At 58.0% G+C, this 18355-nt stretch carries 6 protein-coding genes and 2 pseudogenes; 2 read left to right on the forward strand and 6 right to left on the reverse strand.

Going from position 1 to position 18355, the window contains the following annotated elements:
• Positions 1-70: 70 nt before the first annotated feature.
• The 6 genes and pseudogenes from nolL to IVB45_RS06645 all read right to left on the reverse strand — a co-directional run bounded on the left by nolL (position 71) and on the right by IVB45_RS06645 (position 8524).
• Entirely contained in the window at positions 71-1192 is a 1122-nt protein-coding gene (gene nolL, locus IVB45_RS06620; protein WP_247358211.1) for a nodulation factor fucose acetyltransferase NolL, read from the reverse strand.
• Positions 1193-2076: 884 nt separating this feature from the next.
• Positions 2077-3360: an IS256 family transposase gene (locus tag IVB45_RS06625; RefSeq protein ID WP_247358212.1), complete on the reverse strand. Its 1284-nt coding sequence runs from the start codon at positions 3358-3360 to the stop codon at positions 2077-2079.
• Between the two features lie 98 nt (positions 3361-3458).
• A pseudogene (locus IVB45_RS06630) lies at positions 3459-4359 on the reverse strand (transposase); the annotation flags it as partial.
• 590 nt (positions 4360-4949) lie between these two features.
• Positions 4950-6212 (reverse strand): diaminobutyrate--2-oxoglutarate transaminase, encoded by a 1263-nt coding sequence (gene ectB / locus IVB45_RS06635; RefSeq protein ID WP_018455506.1) that lies wholly within the window; start codon positions 6210-6212, stop codon positions 4950-4952.
• Between the two features lie 1204 nt (positions 6213-7416).
• Positions 7417-7845: a response regulator gene (locus tag IVB45_RS06640; RefSeq protein ID WP_051112988.1), complete on the reverse strand. Its 429-nt coding sequence runs from the start codon at positions 7843-7845 to the stop codon at positions 7417-7419.
• A 49-nt stretch (positions 7846-7894) separates the two neighbouring features.
• Positions 7895-8524, reverse strand: coding sequence for a response regulator transcription factor (locus IVB45_RS06645; RefSeq protein WP_051112989.1), 630 nt, complete (start codon positions 8522-8524; stop codon positions 7895-7897).
• Positions 8525-9572: 1048 nt separating this feature from the next.
• On the opposite strand from IVB45_RS06645, the pseudogene IVB45_RS06650 reads away from it, so the two are divergent.
• Positions 9573-10663 (forward strand): annotated as a pseudogene (locus IVB45_RS06650) (IS3 family transposase); the annotation flags it as partial.
• 1409 nt (positions 10664-12072) lie between these two features.
• Positions 12073-17640 (forward strand): trifunctional serine/threonine-protein kinase/ATP-binding protein/sensor histidine kinase, encoded by a 5568-nt coding sequence (locus IVB45_RS06655; RefSeq protein ID WP_247358213.1) that lies wholly within the window; start codon positions 12073-12075, stop codon positions 17638-17640.
• Positions 17641-18355 lie beyond the last annotated feature (715 nt).

Here is an 18355-nt window from a genome sequence, read left to right on the forward strand (position 1 = left end):
CTGTTCCGGGCGTCACAAGTCGATGCCATCGCAATACCCTGCCGTACTCAAACAATTAAATGCAATACAGCTAGTTTATTGCAGGTTTGGCCTGCGGGAGACCTGAGCGTGGCGGCATTCCAACAACGAGCTGAGATAGATATGGAACGCCGCGAACAATCGAGCGCACCATTAGCGCGATCGCAATAATCGAGGCACCGAGCAGACCCGCGATGATCAACCGGGTCGTGAGATCCCAAAGTTCTCCGAATTGTACGAAATCCATGAGACGGAACACGGTACCCTGGACCAGGTAGAGCAGCAGCGTGGTCTGGCCCAACTCCACAGCGATAAAGCGGGCCATCCGAGTTGAATGGCCAAGGCTCCAGCATTGCAGCAGGAGTTCGATAACGATTGCTGAGGCAGCTGCAGAGCCAACAAACATCAGAAGCACGTCTTTAGCCGACCGAAGATCGTGAAGTACCCCAAGATTATTGTAGATATAGGTGTCCTTGCCCCACGCTAGAAAGCATACGCAAGTCACTATCGAGAGAAATAAGATCAGGAGCGGCTTGTGACGTCGCCATGTACTCGTCCATCGTTCTCTCGATTGAGCAAGCAAGAAGCCGAAGCAGAAGAATGGGTAAGTGAATCTGATCAGGGGTGATATGGAGAATGTCAGAGGCGCGAGTGCGACCAGTATGGCTACGCCAGATATGACCCACGATCGCTGGTCGAGCCTGCTAGAAATCTTGATGAGAAGGTAGGAAACAAACGTGGCCCAGATGAACCAGTAGGTGCCAGCGAAATCGTCTAAAGATCCCAAAAGTCCGCTCGTTATGCTGGTCGCGCGCCACAATGCCGCCAGCTTAACGGTCTCCATGAACGTCCACCAAAACAGCATCGGCAGCAAGAGCTGCTTCGCACGGTCGCTGGCGGCTCGAGTGAACGACTTTTGCAGCAGCGATCGAGAAGAAAGATATCCGCTTATCGCCATAAAGAGTGGCATGTGAAACATATAGATCGATTTGTAGTACGGCGAATACCAAAACCCGTCGTCTCGGTAGATGACATACTGGATCAGGTGCCCAACGATCACCAAAAGAATGAGCGCACCTTTCGCGAAGTCTAAGCTCAGATCTCGATCGTTAGCCTCTGTCGTGCGCGAGCTCGGGGCGATCGTTCCAGTCACGCGTAGCAATGTATGAAACATCTAGATATCTGTTGTTGATGAGCCGGCGGCCCGTTGTTCGGTTCTTCTGCCTCATTTTTGATCCAAACGAAAGGTGATGGCGGGACTTTTTGGAAGGGAGTAAGCTCAGCTTGTTTAGCCTTCAAGAACGAGCTGTGGGCCGAGCCTCTCTGAATGCCTCAAGCTGAATGCCTCAAGGAACTTCGCGGCAGAACAGATATCTAGGTTAAGGTAGTGATGTAGCAGTACGGGCGCGGCATACTATTTGCAGAGGCAGGTTCTGGGAGGAAGACTGTCGCACTCAGTCTCCCACTCAGCCCGACGCATTTCGGACCCGGCAGATGCGTCGGGCTTCTTCCGTCCGCCCAGCATACTTGACATTTGGCCGTCACCTTCGGTTGCCGCGCGCTCACGCCAATAGGAGCTTCTGATGCTGAACTCGGGCACGCCAACATTGGGGTTGCGGCAGTGTGCTACGCGTGCACACGGAGAGCGGTGCTCTGCAGACTGGGGCAAAAGCCGAGGACCGACCCTTTCTGATTGAGATGCTGGCTCGGTTAGCGTAGCTGACGCCGTGAACAGCGCCGGGGATCTCCCGATGGCTGTTCAACCGGGCCGACGCTGCCGGAATGAATGCCACGCGGCCGTCGTGACGTGGGCAACGGGCTTGATCGTCCTGCGATCGTGGCCGCACGCAGAACCGATCATTGCTTATGCGCCTTCAATCGTCCGACGCCCTTGTTGACCTCGAGCGCCAGCCGTGACCCGTCGCAGGGCCATCCCGCCCGCGTTTGATGTTGCGCGTGACACCGCGAATGGTGCGCATCATGTTCTCGGTGATGTTGTACAGGCAAGCGATGAACGAAGCTCGAGCTATCGCCAGATTTTGGTGACGGCGGGGCCGGTCAGGCGGCGGCGGTTTTGGGCTGACGGTCGGTCGGCTTGGCGATGACCTCGATCCCGTCGGCGAATGTCACACCGAGAACGAGTTTTGGCAACTGGTTATGACCGTCGAGACGGCGCCAGCTTTTCTGTGCGCCCTCGACCAATTTGAAGACCATCGCGAGCGCGGTCTTGTTCGACAGGCAGCCCTTCGATCGGATGGTGCGGTGGCGCACGGTGGCGAAGGTGCTTTCGATGGGGTTGGTAGTCCGCAAGTGTTTCCAGTGCTCGGCCGGGAAGTCGTAGAACGCGAGTAGCGTGTCTCGATCCTTGCTCAGGCAGTCGGCCGCCTTCTCGTATTTGGGCGTGTAGCTCTCGATGAAGGCGTCGAACGCCAGCTCGGCTGTGGCCTTGGTTTCGGCCATCCAGATCTCCTGCAACGCGCGTTTGGCTTTCGGGTGCTGGCTCTTCGGCAGTTTGCCGAGCACGTTGGCGGTTTTGTGCACCCAGCAGCGCTGCTCGCGCGTTTTCGGCCAGACCTCACCGGCGGCCTTCCAGAACACGAGCGCACCGTCGGCGATGGCGAGCTGAGGGGCCAGGTCGAGCCCGCGCCGCTTCAGGTCGAGCAGCAGATTGCGCCAATCGTGCGCGCTCTCGCGGGCACCATCGGTGAAGCCGACCAATTCCTTGCGGCCCTCCGGCGTCGCACCGATCAGCACCAGGATACACTGCTTTTCGTCCTCGAGCCGCGCCTCCAGATGGATGCCGTCGGCCCAGATGTAGACGTAGCGCTTCGCCGACAGATCGCGCTGCTGCCACGCATTGTGCTCGTCGAGCCAGCCATCCTTCAGGCGACCGATGGCGGATGCCGACAACCCGGCAGCATCCTTGCCGAGCAGCGCCGCCAGCGCCTCCGAGAAGTCGCCGGTCGAGATACCCTTCAGGTAAAGGATCGGCAGCAGCGTCTCGATCGACTTCGACCGGCGCATGTAGGGCGGCAGGATCGACGGCGAGAACCGGATGCGGTCGGGATCGCTGGCGGCGGCCGCTCGGTCGCGAACACGTGGCTGGCGGACAGCGACCGGACCGATACCGGTCATCACATCGCGCTCCGGCAGGTGACCATGGCGGACGACGCGCTGGTGGCCCTCCTGCGTCCTCAAATCGGCATGCTTGTCGAGAAAGTCTGCGACTTCGGCCTCGACTGCCTTGGCGAGCAGCGCACGGGCTCCGTTGCGCAAGATTTCGGTGAGTTGATCGTCGAAGATTCCTGGCTGAATCAGCTGGATGACGTTATCGTTGGACACGGCATATCGCTCCTTCGGTGGAGAAGTGGAGGCGTCAAGCACCCCCACGATATGCCGCCTTTCCGATTCCCGCCGTCACCAACTTTCGGCGATAGCTCACGAAGCTCCTTCGGCAACTTCAACCGGACGACAGTCAGGATTTCGTCGAGGCCCGCGAGGATGCTCACAGCTACGCCGAGCCATGCCGATCGACTCGACGCGCGACATTGCGGATCAATTTTTCAGCCATTTCGGCGTCATCGAGCTCCCAGGTTGGCGCAGCACCCGACGGGTGGCCGCATGATGCTCTTTCGGCAGGCGTTCCATGATGTTTGCGCACCTTGTAGATCTGGCAGCGCTGGGTCGTGGCGACCGAACCGAAGGTGCGGCAGATCGCCTTCGACAACGCTCAACAGTCTTGGCACCGCCGGGTCGCGCCCGCGCGAAACCAGATCGTCCAGTAGGGCCTGAAACGTTGCGGCAATCCGGTCGCCCCTTCCACCAGCGCCACGGATGCTTTTTGACTTCGCCGTCGACCCCGATCGCGGTGGCCAGCACAAGATCGTCGCCGAGATGCAGCCCGTCGATTTGGACCAGGTCGAGCGCCGACAGATCGGCCGCCATGAAGTCGGCCAGCCGCGCCGTCGGCAGCGCTACGAACCTCCGCGAGGCAGCCGACTTTGACACCCCCCGATCCGGCCGATGCCTGCACGTCACCCTCCGGCAGCCGGACAGCGCGGGCGAACCGGCGCGTCAACACATTGATCAGCATCAAGTCCATCGCCCAGCGAGCGAGCCAGTGCTCCTGCGCCGCCATTGTCCCAGGACGGAATCGTGACCTCGCGGGCGTTCACGCCCTAACCCGTTCGCAGGCCGCCGTCACATCCGCCTCCGTCATCGTGCCGAGCGCCTCGATCCCTGCCGGAAGGCAGAACCGGTCAAAGCTCGCCTGCACTTTCGCAAACGCTTCGTCCACAGCCCGGTCGCCGGCCAACCAGCCGGTGTGATATCTCTCGTCATCACGTCGCTCTCCTTTGTGGAATCAGCGCGCCGAGCCTACCGGCTCAACGGCAACCCCGACCTCTTCAGATATTCAACAGAACCCGGGACATCCCAGCGCGCGTTCCTTGACGGCTTTCGTCGCAAAGCCGGCCGCGGGATGATTGCTGCTGCGCCTATGCTGTAAACGGCTCGGGCTGGATCGCTGCTGCTCAATCTACGGTCCTAACAAAGTCCGCGCTCGTGCGGCTGGCATCTGGCCGCCAAGAAGCCATACACAAATTGGATTCCATTCCGCACAACGAGCTGACCTTCGGCCGACCTCAGACTGGAAAACTTAAATAAGCCACCCCGACCAGAGTCGCTCGCGAGGGCGAGGTTCTATGGTCAAAGGTGCTGCTCGCACTCACGTTGTGGACCGAGGAGGGCAGCAGGCGCTCTCCGCGGATAAGCCGACTCGGCCGATCTCAGATAGCCTTGGCCTTCAGACGTCACCTTCATGATCATCGCTTCAAAACTCCTGACCATTTCGGCGGCAAGCAAGGGCTCACGCCAGTGACTTGTGCGGCGATGCTGTCGCCAGCAACAGTTTCTCTCGTGTGCCTACAAGTTTAGCTTGCTCGGGCTGAATTCAATGTTTCGGTCAATGACTCCTCAAATATATCTAGGCCTTGTCCCAACGTTTCTTGATCGATCGTAAGTGCAGGCAAGAACTTGACAACCTGATCGGTCGGTCCGCATCGCTCGATAATCAATCCCTTTTTAAAAGCTCTATGTGACGTTGCCTCTGCGATTTCGGTCGTTTTGCAATCGAATCCACATACCAAGCCCCGTCCACGAACAGCAAACTTGTTTCCGTGCTGGTGCGCGATAGCATCGAGTCTACGCCGCATAAATGCGCCCAAGCGTCGGACCTGTTGCGAGAGCGTCTGGTTGCGCCAATACAGATTCAAAGCCGCTTTGCCAGAAACGAGTGCAAGGTTGTTTCCTCGAAACGTCCCCGTATGCTCGCCTGGTTCCCATGCGTCAATCGCTTCTTTGATCAGGAGCATCGATAGTGGCAAACCGTACCCACTCAGCGATTTCGACATTACAACAATGTCTGGGGACAACGCGGCGAACTCGAAACTGAAGAACTCGCCTGTACGGCCACAGCCCATTTGGATATCGTCAACTACGAAAATAGCTCCGACCTCTTTTGCCAAAGCCTCAATTGACTGCAACCATTCCTTACCGGCGACGTTAATGCCTCCCTCTCCTTGCACGGTTTCGACGAGAATGGCGGCTGGAAGATCAGTGCCACTGCTCTCATCCATTAATACCTTTCGCACGTAATCCGCCGGACTGTGAGCGGAGCCAAGATACCCATCATAGGGCATGAACGTTGTGCCGGATAAGGGAATGCTGCTGGCTTTGCGGTAAAAGCGGTTACCGCTCGCGGCTATGGCTCCCAAGCTTTGACCGTGATATCCATTCGTGAAAGAAATGACGTTGTGACGTCCTGTGATCTTACGCGAGAGCTTTAGAGCTGCTTCAACAGCGTTAGCTCCCGTAGGCCCTGTAAATTGAAAGCGGTAGGAAAGATTCCGTTCACGAAGAATGACAGAGCTAAAGGTCTCCATAAATTCGACCTTGGCTGGAGTGGCCATGTCCAAGCCGTGGACGACGCCGTCCGAGTCCAGATACTCGCTGATTGCCGCTTTGATCTCCTGATTGTTGTGGCCATAATTTAGCGCTCCAGCGCCGGACAGAAAGTCAATGACCTTTCGGCCATCCTCTGCGAACATAATCGAGCCGCGCGCCCTGCTGAACACAGCAGGAAAGGAACGTGAGTACGAGCGCACGTTAGACTCTAGCATTTCGACTGTCTTCATTCTGTGCGGCTCGTGTCCTCCAACCATGTCGTCGTCTCCTCGACAAGAAAATCTGCCCGACGAACAAGCGCGCGGCCAACATTGTACAGGATTGGCGGATCATGAGCGCACGGTTCCGGCGCCTCTCGTCGTCCTTTGGGCTCTGCGTAGGGCGTCTGAAAATCAGCTCCAACGGCTTACCCGAGGAACCAGGCGGAACAAAGCTACTATGTCTAGTAGTTTCGTCCCCATCCAGCGAGGGCCCAGGCTAAGTCGTCTTTCGCGGGCAGGTTTGCTTAGTCGCGCGCGATCGAAGAATTTGCGCATACAGCGCGGTTAGCTTGGAAGCGGGGAAGTATGTGGGCCGAGAAAGTTCATCGCGACCAGAGGGCCGATGCGCTCCCGGCGACCGCGGAGCCCGCCAGCCGGAGGCGTGTGTTGGATGCTCACGCTCAGGGTCCCGGCGAGTAGAAGGGACAGGGCCGCCGCGGATCTGGCCCGGTGCGCGGGCTTATCGCTCGTCCAGAGCCGCCGCTTTGGGCCTTGCGTTTGGCCGGGATCGGCGCGGAGAGTGGTGGCGTGGATGCGTTCGGCAGCAAAGGCGTGGCTTGAAATTGCTTCGACCAGTGGCATTTGTGTTGCCCTGCAACCCGATTGCGTAGGTTCGGGTGCTTCGGCCCGCCAAAGGGTTGCTGGGAGCGAACGCAAATTGGCGAGTTTGGCGTACACCGCTCGATCCTTCGAAAGCTCAACATCGAAAATGCGGCCTTTGGGTTTCCTGTGAATTCCGAAGCGATCGCCTCGACAGACTGCGGGATTTTGGACGCGATCGTCCCGTCCTGCTCCCGCAAACTCGGTGCCAGATTTGTCTGGAGCGGCGGCACAAGTTTCAGGTGAATTCTTTGTTCTAACGACGTCCTGCCGGCAAGCCGCTGCCGTGGCACTTCGCGCTAAGCTCAGCAAGGATCTTAGGAGTGAAGGTAGGGCGCTCGTTAAACCGATGAGGGCCTCGCCTCCTCTGATTGCGCGATCATACCAAAGGCGCCTTGTCAGGAGCCCGACGTTGCAAGTGCTTCAACCAGATGCCGAAAGTGCAACAACAACGACAGGAATGCGGCAAGAAAGGCGATGGTCCACTGGCACGCGGTAAGCACGGGCAGTCGCGCATTGATCGACATCGTAAGCGCCGCGCGAGTGCGCTTGGTCCAGACTGCTTCCCCATCTTTCACGCGTTCGTTCCACCCTGCTCGCGAAGCGCTGCATCGAGGCAGGCGCTCAACTCCAGGTCAGCAAACGGCTTGGCAAAAAAACCGGCTACGCCCGCGCTCAACGCGCGAGCTCGCGTGCGATCATCTGCGAAGGCAGTCATCAAGATGAACGGTGCAGCGTGGCCCTGGGCTCGCATCTTTTCCAAAAGTTCAAAGCCGCTCATCATGGGCATCTGCACGTCTGCAATGACACAGGACGTGTGGTTCAATTGAGACGACCGCAAGAATTCCTCAGCCGATGCAAACGTATGAACGATGTGGCCCTGCGATTTCAAAAGATTGTTCAGTGCGGCACGAATCGCAGGATCGTCGTCAATAACGGAAACAGTTGAATACCTAGACAAGACGACCTGTTCTTGGTTGGGCGAAGGCGCTGGCCGACGCATGACGGCCAGCAGAAGGGTGCGCGTGTAAGACGAAATTGTAAAATCATACTTAGGTTTGTACCGTGAAACGCTCAGTCCCAATTCCCAGCCTCTCAGCCATCCTGATCAAATCGGCTAGCGATCGAGCTCCCATCTTCTTCATCACGTGGCCGCGATAGATTTTGACTGTAATCTCGGCGAGCCCGAGTTCCGCGGCCACCTGTTTGTTCAATAGCCCGGCGGCGACCAGTTTCAACACATCCTGCTCTCGTGGACTTAGGGCCTCAAACAAGGACTGGAGCCTGCTGACCACCTTGTCTACACCTCGTCTCTTCCGATCCTGTTCGATAGCTGCGACTACGCCATCGAGTAGTTCCTGATCGCGAAACGGCTTGCTGAGAAAATCGATTGCTCCACTCTTCATGGCTTTGACGGTCATCGGAATATCGCCATGAGCGGTGATGAAAATGATGGGAATGTGAATCTTCTGTTTGGCTAACTCATTCTGGAGCTCAAGGCCGCTCAATCCAGGCAGCCTGATGTCAAGCACAAGGCAGCTAGGAACATCAGGGAGCTCGCTCTGGAGCATTTCCCGGGCGGATCCGTAAGCAACGACATCTAGACCGATCGAACGAAATAGGTTGACCAGCGATTCGCGCATTGAGAGGTCATCGTCGACGACGAAGACGCTCGGCCTCACCTCAGGCCCGACGACATTTGGGGCTTCCTTCCGGGGTTCAGAGCGCTTGGTCACGATAAGAGCCTCACTTATACGATTTACAGTAGACTTATTGCCTCACGACCACCTTCGATTGATCGCATAGGCTTTTGAGGACGTTCGCGCAGTGCAAATCTTTGAAATTTTCAAGGTATGTGACCGGTCAGCCATTCGCGCCAGCGTGACGCAGACAGGAAAGTGTAGCAAAAACCGCCCGACTGGTCGAGAACTGCCTTTGGGGTCTGTCCGCCGTCGCGTTGGATTGGCTCCCAAGGCGCCGATCAAACGATCAGCAGCCGATCGAGAAGCACCGAATCCAGAACTTGAGGCGCTCGCTTTAGCGGCGGCGCGTGTCGCCTGGCCTTGGCGAGTGAGACTGCAGCGGACGGCTCATTATGCGGCTGAACGATCAGAATGCCCGTCGCCTTGGTAGTCGCACGCGGGGGCGCGAGCTGAGCGAATCGGCCCGATTGTGCCTGTGCATGCGCCGATCCCGCCGGCGTTGAGATCGGCAAGCGGAGTAGACTATCGCACCCATGCTAAGGAAAATAGACATCAGAGCGAGTAGCAGCGGCATCAGCAACATGAACTCTTCTTTTCCGTCGTCGGAGCGCCTGTGAGTTGCTCTGTGTGAGGAAAGCACCTTGTACCGATTTCGTACAACCTGACGCAAGGTGCGATTCAAGTCCTTTCCGTCATGTTTGTAGGAAAGATGCTCGAATTCGAGCTGCTGCAGGGGCGCTCACGTGCGTTCGTGGCGTTGCTTCCTTCACGAGGCTCGCACCCCAACATGAGGCGGCGTAATCTGAAGGAGAGGCGGGACACACTCCATTCGGTGTCCAGCTGCGGACCGGTTCGCCAAAAGGCAGTTGCATTTGCTCTCCTGCACCAGCCAAACAACCGCTGATCCAGCGAAAGAATCATTCTTCCACCAGAATTTGCGGACATCAGAGTGAAGTGGACCCCGGAAATAGGACCAAACGTTAAGGTGTGAAGCGTCCTGCTCTGTTTGAACCGACGGAGCACGGATATGACGAAATCACGCAAGAAGTTCGATGCCGCATTCAAGGCCAAGATTGCCCTGGAGGCCCTGCGCGAGGTCGCGACGGTGCCTGAACTGGCGAAGCGGCACGGCGTTCACCCGAACCAGATCTACGGCTGGAAGAAGCAAGTCCTCGACAATTTGGCGAGCCTGTTCGCGCGTGGCGCGACGGCTTTGGGAGATGGCGAGGAGGAGCATGAGCGTGAGACGGCGAAGCTATATACCAAGATTGGCCAGTTGACGGTTGAAAGGGATTTCTTGGCCAAGAGGCCCGGGCGATGACTGTCCCCGAGCGCAGGGCGATGGTCGAGCGCCCCGGCGAGAATTTGTCGGTTCGGCGGCAATGTGAGCTGCTGAATCTGGCGCGTTCGGGCGTCTATCGCTCCGAGCCGGTGACCAGCTCCGACGATCTGGCCATGATGCGACGGATCGACGAATTGCATCTGAAGTGGCCGTTCTACGGCTCGCGACGAATGGTGTTCGAACTCAACCAGGCAGGCTACGGCATCAACCGCAAGCGCGTGCAAAGGCTGATGCGCGTGATGGGAATCGAGGCGCTGGTCCCGCGTCCCGGCACCAGCAAGGCAGCGCCCGGCCACAAGATCTATCCATATCTTTTGCGCGGCGTCAGCATCACCGAGCCCAATCACGTCTGGGCCAGCGACATCACCTACATTCCGATGGCGCAGGGATTCCTGTATCTGGTGGCGATCATCGACTGGGCTACCCGGGCGGTACTGGCGTGGCGTCTGTCGAACACGATGGATGCGGGCTTTTGCATCGCCGCGCTCGACGAAGCACTGGCGCGGCACGGCCGGCCTAAAATATTCAACACGGATCAGGGTGCGCAGTTCACCAGCTCAGCCTTCACCGGCAGGCTTGAGGCTGTAGGCATTGCGATTTCGATGGACGGACGCGGTCGTTTCATGGACAATATTTTCATCGAACGGCTGTGGCGCTCGATCAAGTACGAGGAAGTGCATCTGAAAGCCTATGCCGACGGACGCGAAGCGCGAGATGGCATCGGATCATGGATGAGCTTTTATAATCATCGCCGCCCGCACCAGGCTATGAATAACCAGTTTCCGATGGCGGCATGGCGTGCCGGCATCGACAGGATCGAGGCGGCGAGGACTGTGGATATGCCGCTTCGCTTGGACAACGCAAACGCGTTGCCCACATACCCACAGCAGACGCAACAGCAGCAGAAAAAAGCTGCTTGATTTGAACGACAAGGCAGGCCGGATCACACCTTAACTTTGGCGATCCATGGTCCCCGCTCCGGGGTCCACTTCAGAGGTCCGTGCCCGGCACCTTGAAGGTTCGCTCTTGACCTACATAGGAAGGACAAAACGCGCCCCGAGGGGTCAACCTGAAGGTGTTGTTAGACCTGCCAGTAGCTCATCGATCCGCTAAGGGCCCAGGGCCAGGCAGAAGCATTAAAGGCGAGCCGACGCACTCCGTCGAGAAGAAAGTGCGTCGGGTTCGCCCCACATCGCCAGTACATCCGTGGTGATGCTGCCTCCAATGAAGCAACCAGCGTGGCAAAGCTGAGGCTCGCTCAGCAAGGCAGAGTAGGTCGTGACTCCCCGCTACTTCGTGCCGGCCAGGAAGGGGGGCTTGGTCATTCGTAGCGTCAGTTTGTACGATGCCGGCGCAGATCTATCGAATTGGCAAAGAACGCGTTCCGCTGTACTTTATTCTAATTCCAATTCTCTTCACCGGTTTTGGGGTAGCCTACGCCTTGCTTGAACAGCGGTTCAAGCAGCGAGAACTCTCTCGGTCATCGGCTTCGCAACGGCCGGCAATTGCCCTGCGGCGAACGGCAGCGAGCGGCATTCCGATCAGCGAGGGCCTATACGGGCGTTCGGTGAGCATCAGGGGTGCCTTTGTCGCGGGTCAGTTGCTCCATCATTGGGGGAATGAAGAGAATAGTTATGGGCGCGGTTTCGCTCACACTGGCTTTCAGATCTGCCCTTGATGCTGTGGTTCAGAGTCGATGACTGCATGGCGCATTCCAACAATGGAGCCAGGAGTGAACGTCGATCTCGAAAACAGCACCGCTCGTGTCGCCGGGATTTCTAGCCTGAGCGCCCTTGCGGCGTTTATGTTCAGCGACTCGAGCGAGCATCTTGCTTCTCCTCGGGTCTTAGAACGGAAGCAGCGATCCGGGCCCTGCTGCACGTCGGGCAGTGCGCCATGGTCGGGTAACGGGCCACGAGCCCACTCCATCGAATACAATCCTTCGCCGACACACTGCGCTAGCGAGAGCGCCACCGCCGATTCTGTGCAGGCTCGGCCGGCGCGCAGGATTGGGCTGGATCGACACGCTTGGGCCACGTATTCGGTGTGTAAGTCGCATCTCGGCGTGCCGCCGTCCACTCTTTGGCGGCCTTAATCGGTACTCCGGCCCCTTGGCGAAGTCTCTTCACAAGCTCGCCCGATATGTGTCAGCTTCCGGCTCAGTCCTTATTGATCGGGCGGGCAAATGCCGCGGGACCTCAGCCGAACTCTGTTCGGCTCAAGCATCGACAGTGACATCCAGCTCCTGTGGGAGGACGGTGATCGCGCGTTCTGCCGTGGGTGGCACCGGCAAATCCACGGCAGCAGGGCTGTCGTGCTTGTCGTGCGGCCCATCGCGGAACACCCAGCGACGCTCGACCGCCTCGCCCATGAGTACGAGCTGAGGGGGGAGCTAGACGAGGGATGGGCGGTGCGGCCGTTGGAACTCATCCGGGAAGCCGGTCGGACTATGCTGGTCCTGGAGGATCCATGCGGCGAGCCACTGCTAAATTTACTCGGGATCCGTATGGAGCCCAAGCGCTTCCTGCGCCTCGCTGTTGGTATCGCGAGGGCCGTGGGCAAGCTTCACCGGCACGGCTTGGTCCACAAGGAGCTGAAACCCGCTCACATTCTGGTCAATTGTCCTGACGAACAGGTGCGACTCACTGGGTTTGGTCTGGCTTCCCGTCTTTCCCGCGAGCGCGTGCCGCCTGAGCCTGCCGAGTTCATCGCCGGCTCGCTGCCCTACATGGCGCCCGAACAGACCGGACGAATGAATCGCTCGGTCGATTGTCGCAGTGATCTCTATTCACTTGGCGTGACATTCTACCAGATGCTGACGGGCGCGCTGCCGTTCACGGGCTCAGATCCCTCGGAGTGGATCCATTGTCATATTGCAAGAAAAGCAACACCGCCCGTCGAGAAGTCGCAAAACCTCCCGGAGCCGATATCTCAGATTGTGATGAAACTCCTCGCGAAAACCGCCGAGGAACGCTACCAGACTGCCGCTGGCCTTGAGCACGATCTGCAACACTGTCTCGCAGCATGGGCCAACCACGGTCGCATCGACCCGTTTGAGCTAGGCACAGACGACACACCTGATCGGCTGCTCATCCCCGAGAAGCTCTATGGCAGAGCCCTTCAGATCGAGGTTTTGCTTGCCTCTTTCGATCGCGCGGTGAAGAGCGGCGCGCCGAAGTTGGTGCTCGTCGCCGGTTATTCCGGTGTCGGTAAGTCTTCGCTCGTCCAGGAGCTACACAAAGCACTGGTGCCCTCGCGCGGGCAGTTGGTATCAGGCAAATTCGACCAACTGAAGCGCGACGTTCCTTATGTGACGCTAGTGCAGACGTTTCAGAGTCTTGTCCGTCCTCTTCTCAGCAAAAGTGAGGGCGAACTCGCCACCTGGCGGCAAGCGCTCCTGGAGGCGCTCGGCACGAATGGACGACTGATGGTCGAATTGATCCCCGATCTGAGCCTGATCATTGGCGAGCAGCCCGCAGTTGCTCAGCTTCCAGCCCGGCAAGCGCAAATGCGTTTCCAGCTGGTGCTTCGCCGCTTCATTGGCGTGTTCGCGCGGCGAACCCATCCTTTGGTGCTCTTCCTCGACGATTTGCAGTGGCATGATGCCGCAACGCTCGACTTGATCGAGGATCTCCTGACGCAGTCGGATCTGCACCTGCTGCTGATTGGAGCTTACCGCAGCAACGAACTTGATGCAGGCCATCCACTCAAACGCAAGCTCGACTCCTTCAGGAGAGCCGACGTAAATTTCGAGGAGATCACGCTCTCGCCGCTCACTGCGGACGATGTCGCGCAGTTAGTCGCGGATACCCTTCGCTGCGGACTAAAACGCGCTGCCCCGCTTGCAAAGTTGGTGCATCAGAAGACGATGGGTAATCCGTTCTTCGCCATTCAATTCCTTTCTGAACTGGCCGAAGAGCAGCTATTGACGTTCGATCACGAGTCGGCGCGCTGGCGGTGGGATCTCGAGCGTATTCACGCAAAAGCGTACACCAAGAATGTCGTGGATCTGATGCTCGGCAAGCTCATCCGCCTGCCTGAGGCAACGCAGGACGCGCTGCAACAGCTGGCCTGTTTCGGCAACATCGCCGGGACGGCGGAGCTTGCGATCGTGCTCGAAATTTCGCAGGAGAAGGTGCATGCGACCCTGTGGCCGGCGATCCGGCAGGAACTCATCGCGCGCCACGGAACAGCCTACCGCTTCCTCCATGATCGCGTTCAAGAGGCGGCCTACTTCCTGGTGCCGGAATCCTCGCGCGCTCCTGCCCATCTGCGGATCGGTCGGTTGCTGGCGGCACACGTTCCTGCGCACAAACGCGAAGAGGCTATCTTCGACATCGTCAGCCAACTCAATCGAGGCGTCGCGCTAATTGCCTCCGGTCATGAGCGTGAGCAGCTCGCAGAGCTGAATTTCGTCGCAGGGCAGCGTGCCAGGGCGTCGGCTGCCTACGCCTCGGCACTCACATATTTCACCGTCGGTGCTGCGCTGCTCGCGGAGCACTCTTGGGGAAGGCGCCACGAACTCGCGTTTGCACTGGAGACAAGCCGGGCTGAATGCGAATTCTTGGTAGGCCAGCTGGACATTGCAGAGAGCCTCCTGTCGGTACTGTCGAAGCGCGCCTTGAACGCGCCCCAGCGAGCAACGGTCGCATGCTTGCGGGTCGATCTTTACTTGGCGCTCGGCCAGCACGGGCGGGCAGTGCTCACAGGGCTCGAATATCTTCACGACGTCGGGATCGAGTGGTCGCAGCATCCGACGGACCAGGAAACATTAACTGAATATCAGCGGATGTGGTCACAGCTGCCCGAGGCAATCGAGGATCTTTCTAGGTTGCCTGCAATGACAGATCAGACCATGCTTGCCACGCTTGCCGTCTTGACGCGCATTCTTCCGCCCGCAGGTTTCACGGACGCCAATTTATCCGCTCTGGTCATCTGCAGAGCTGTCACCATCAGCCTCGGATACGGCAACACTGATGCTTCTTGCGCCCATTACGCATGGCTGGGCCGAATCTTGGCCGGGCGCTTCGGCGACTACCAAGCAGCTGACAAATTTGGTCGTCTTGCTTGCGACCTGGTTGATCGCGGTGAGTTCTCCCGCTTTCGGGCTCCCGTCTATTTGGCCTTCGGGTGCAACGTGATCCCGTGGACGAAGCCCCTAAGAGGTGGCCGAGTTTTGATTCGGCGAGCGCTCGCAGCTGCGGTCAGCAGCGGCGATGTCATCTATGAGGCGTACAGCTTGCTTCATCTAACCTCAAATATGATGATGGCCGGAGATCCCCTGAAAGAGGTGCAGAACGAGATAGAGAAAAGCTTTGCTACGATACGGGATAGAAAGGTTCAGTTTGCTGCTGATACCGTAGCCGCTCAGCTCGCAATCATTAGAAGCATGCGCGGCCTCACGCGCTCATTCGGTTGCTTGGATGACCAACAGTTTGACGAGCTAGAGGTCGAGCGATCGTTGGCTCGGAGTCTGGAGCTGTCACCTAGTGAAACCGTCTACTGGATCCGCAAACTTCAGGCGCGATTTCTAGCCGGCGATTATGCTGCGGCTGTTGATGCTCGCTCCAAGGCGGAGCCCAAATTATGGACTCTGCCGACAGAGCCCTTGATCGCGGAGTTTCACTTCTTTGGTGCGCTGTCTCACTCATGTTACTGCGACAAGCTAGGCGAAAGCGAACAACAGCAACATTGGCTTATCATTGATGCCCATTACAGACAGCTGCAGATATGGGCGACGAATTGCCCCGAAAATTTTGAGAATCGGGCTACCTTGGTCGGCGCTGAAATTGCAAGGCTCGAATACCGGGATGCACACGCAATGCGACTGTATGAACACGCAATCCAGACCGCAGCACGTAACGGTTTCGCCCACCACGAGGCAATCGCTTGCGAGCTTGCAGCGCGCTTTTATGCTGCGCGTGGTTTTGACAGAATATCCCGGGTTTACCTGCAGGACGCCCGGCGCGGCTACCTTCGTTGGGGGGCGGATGGCAAAGTGCGTCAGCTCGACGAGCTGAATCCCCATCTCAGCCATGAGGAGACCGCTCCTGCCGTGAATGGCCTGCGGATCGGAGCTCCGGTTGAGCATCTTGACCTCGCGACGGTGACAAAAGTGTCGCAGGCGATTTCCGGCGAGATTGTTCTTCAAAAGCTAATCGACACGCTTATGCAGACTGCCATTGAGCAGGCCGGCGCCGAACGAGGTTTGTTGATTCTGCTACATGGAGGCGAGCCACGGATCGAGGCGGAAGCCACAACGGTAGCGGATGCGCTGCTTGTAAAGGTGAATGAACAGCCCGTAACGCCGATGGCCCTTCCCGAGTCCGTGCTGCATTTCGTCCTGCGTGTCCGCGAAAACGTCATTCTCGAAGATGCTGTCGCCGAGCCTTCATTTGCGGAAGATCCGTATATCCGCGAGCGCAAAGCGCGTTCTATTCTTTGCCTGCCACTGATCACGCAGGGCAAGCTGATCGGCGTACTTTATCTGGAGAATAATCTCGCCGCGCGCATATTCTCGGCTGCCCGCAACTCGGTACTTAAAATGCTTGCCTCCCAAGCTGCAACAGCGCTGGAAAACAGCCGGTTGTACAGCGAAGTTCAGCAACGGGAGTCGAAAATCCGGCGCTTACTTGACGCTAACATCATTGGAATATTTATCATTCGCGAAGGAGGCGAGATCATCGAAGCAAATCAAAGCTTTCTCACGATGGTTGGATACGACCGAGAGGATCTCGTCGCGGGGCGAGTGAACGGTCTCGACCTGACACCGCCAGAATGGCACGAGCGTACACTGAATGCGGGAACAGAAGCAAAAAGGACCGGAGCGGTTCAGCAGTTCGAGAAAGAGTATGTCCGCAAGGATGGCAGCCGCGTGCCGGTGCTAGTTGGCCTCGCCGTATTCGATGCGCGAGACGACCAAGGTGTTGGCTTCGTCCTCGACCTGACAGAGCGAAAGAGAGCGGAAGCGGAAGCCCGTGAAAGCGAACGACGGTATCGCGAGACTCTGATGGGGCTGGCACACGCCAATCGGATCACGACAATGGGACAGCTGGCCGCCTCAATCGCCCATGAAGTCAACCAGCCGATTGCCGCGATCAGGAGTAATGCGGGGGCGGGGCTAAATTGGCTCGGTGCTCAACCGCCAAATCTGGAAGAAGTTCGGCAGACCTTCGGGTTGATTGTCCGTGACAGTATGCGAGCGGGGAACGTGATCCGCCGGATCCGCGCTCTTATGAATAAGGCTCCTATGCAAACGGAGCTTCTCGCAATTGACGAATTGATTTTAGAGGTGCTGGGCCTAGTTCGCGCGGAACTTGCGAAAAATGATGTATGGGTGCAAACGCGACGGACTGAGGCGTTGCCGCTCGTCCGGGCAGATCGCGTCCAGGTGCGGCAGGTGATTCTCAATTTGATCACGAACGCCATCGAGGCCATGAGCGAGATCAACGAAAGTGATCGCGAGTTACTGATCAGTGCGCGGACAGATGACTCGAATAACGTAGTGGTCACTTTTCGGGATACGGGTCCAGGACTCGATCCGAACTGCGCTGACCGCGTGTTCGATGCGTTTTACACCACCAAGTCCGAAGGCATGGGCATGGGGCTGGCCATTTGCCATTCTATTATTGAGGCGCACGGAGGCCGGATGTGGGCGGGCGCCAATGATCCTCGCGGGGCCGTCTTTCAGTTCAGCATGCCGGTTGCGCCGGAGGGCGTGGATCGGTCGGAACAGGTCTCTTCAACGTCTTAGGCTCGAATTCGACATCGAGCAGGGCGCTCCGGGAGCCCCGATCATCGTGACAGAAGCAACGGCGAGACCTCGAGGATTTGAGACATTCGCGTTTCTTACTGCCCATCGGGGAGTGTTGGAGCGTGCGCAGATTGTCGCGAATTGTCAGAAGATCTGCAATCTGACCCTAACGTCGGATTCAAGACGCTTTGAGGGCTTCCTGCAAGTCTCAGAGGCTTGCAGGGCGTCAAGCGGAATAAGACGAAAGCTGCACACGCAGTGTTCGAGAGAATGACGGCAATCGCCCTCCAAAGCATCTTTTGTTTGAGTCGGGAGGGCGACATGATTTAACTTAATGCATGCAACCGTCGCCTGTGGCAGTGCAGATCTTCAGTGTGGGTGATCAGTTCGGCCCATGGCAACATTCCGTACTAAACTGGTTTCGAAACCGCTTGCTTTGAGAACCGTGGAGCCGGGGCAGCCCACTTGAATCCGATCTCAATGCAGAGCATTCTGTCATGCGCCCCGAAGCGCACCTCGGATTGCAACCGAGGTACCGCTCTTCTTCTCCGGAGTTGGCCTCGGGGCCGCGCGCCGCTGTTGGCGGTTGCAATAGCTGACGCGCAAGCGATGGCGTCCTGTATGGTTTTCTCTGCTCTGTGAAAAGCACCTGCCGCGAGCAGGAACCGTCCGCTGCCGGCGCATCGCTGTGCAGAAGGAGAGCAGTCGAGGATAT

Origin of the sequence: Bradyrhizobium sp. 4 (genome assembly GCF_023100905.1) — a bacterium.
Classification (GTDB): domain Bacteria; phylum Pseudomonadota; class Alphaproteobacteria; order Rhizobiales; family Xanthobacteraceae; genus Bradyrhizobium.

Excerpts from the sequence above, each read along its gene's own strand:
- nolL (WP_247358211.1), bottom strand. The coding sequence starts at position 1,192 with ATGTTTCATACATTGCTACGCGTGACTGGAACGATCGCCCCGAGCTCG.
- ectB (WP_018455506.1), bottom strand. The coding sequence starts at position 6,212 with ATGAAGACAGTCGAAATGCTAGAGTCTAACGTGCGCTCGTACTCACGT.
- IVB45_RS06640 (WP_051112988.1), bottom strand. The coding sequence starts at position 7,845 with ATGCGTCGGCCAGCGCCTTCGCCCAACCAAGAACAGGTCGTCTTGTCT.
- IVB45_RS06655 (WP_247358213.1), top strand. The coding sequence starts at position 12,073 with ATGCCGCGGGACCTCAGCCGAACTCTGTTCGGCTCAAGCATCGACAGT.